Origin of the sequence: Paenibacillus maysiensis (genome assembly GCF_000520815.1) — a bacterium.
In the GTDB taxonomy this organism is placed as follows: Bacteria; Bacillota; Bacilli; order Paenibacillales; family Paenibacillaceae; genus Paenibacillus; species Paenibacillus maysiensis.
Window position 1 is genome coordinate 1 of the sequence record NZ_ASRY01000038.1, and the last position, 1,441, is coordinate 1,441.

At 56.6% G+C, this 1,441-nt stretch carries 1 protein-coding gene; it reads right to left on the reverse strand.

Going from position 1 to position 1,441, the window contains the following annotated elements:
• Positions 1-1,409: beta-ketoacyl synthase N-terminal-like domain-containing protein (locus L696_RS28120; RefSeq protein ID WP_245233271.1), on the reverse strand; the 1,409-nt coding region annotated here is incomplete at its 3' end.
• Positions 1,410-1,441 lie beyond the last annotated feature (32 nt).

A 1,441-nucleotide genomic window follows, 5' to 3' on the forward strand; every position in this document is an offset into this window, starting at 1 on the left:
TTCACAGAGCCGAGCGGGCAGAATTGGTTCTCGCCGGTGAACATCCTGAAGCTGCGGGTCAGTCCTGCGATTTCGATCGGATCTCCCAGCAGGGTTCCTGTTCCGTGCGCCTCGACATAGCTGACTGTCCGCGCATCCACCTCCGCCTGGCGCAGCCCGGCGAGAATCAGCTCGCTTTGAGCCACCGGATCGGGTACGGTATAACCGTTGGTCTTGCCGCCGTGGTTGACCGCTGTACCTTTAATAACGCCGTAAATATGATCGCCGTCGGCAACCGCCTTGTCCAGCGGCTTCAGCAGCACCGCCCCGACCCCTTCTCCGGGCACGAAACCGTTGCCGCCTTCGCCAAAACTGCGGCAACGGCCATCCGTGGAGGACATTGACATCTGGGAGTGCATCAAATATTTGGCCGGATGAAGGGACAGGTTGACTCCGCCGACAACGGCAGCCTCGCATTCGCCCCGTTTAATGCTTTCAATGGCAAGATGGAGTGCCGTCAGTGATGAAGAACAGAGCGTATCGACGGCCATGCTGGGACCATGAAAATCAAAAAAGTAAGATATCCGGTTGGCAATCGAGCCATAGGCAGAAACGACCGAAACCGGATCGGCGTCTTCATGGCGGACAGCATTGTACAGTTGGTATTCGGCATACATAACCCCGACGAACACTCCGACGCGTCCGCCGAATGCCCGCTGCATCGCTTCGCGGCTATAACCCGCATTCTCGAACGTATGCCAGACCGTTTGCAGGAACAAACGCTCCTGCGGATCCATAATTTCGGCTTCTTTGGGAGAAATATTGAAGAACAGTGGATCGAATGCATCCGCATCCGCCATAAATCCTCCCCACTTGCTGTACATTTTGCCAGGAGTCCGCTGTCCAGGATCGAAATGCGGACGGTAGTCCCAGCGTTCCGTCGGAATCTCCGTGATGCAATCGATGCCTTGCTGCAAGTTCTGCCAGTACTCATCCAGGGTTTCCGCTTGGGGATACCGCCCATCCATTCCTACGATGGCTACATGGCGTGAGTTGCCTGCGGGAACGGGCCCACTCCCGCCGTCCGGCGGACAAAGGGTTTGCATTCCCCTCGGTTTGCAGTTGCCCGGAGCCTGGAAGGCAGCGGTCTCATCCCCCGGTTGCGCCGGATCGACGCCAAGCAGCTTCCGGGCTTGCACGGGATAGGTTGAACATAAATATTGCGCCGCTTCACGCAAAGTCCTGCATTCAAAGAACAACGTCTTCGGGCACTCTGCAAAATCACGCTCCAGCCTGCCGTTCAGCCTTGTAATCATCATGGAATGGATACCGTAATGCTCCAGGGGAGTATTCATATTCAACCGGTCTGGCGGGATTTCCGAAATCTCGGCAAATATGCCTTGAAGGTATCCTTCCAGGCCGGGCAGCAAATGACCATCCGCCGAAGCCGAAGCACCGCCTT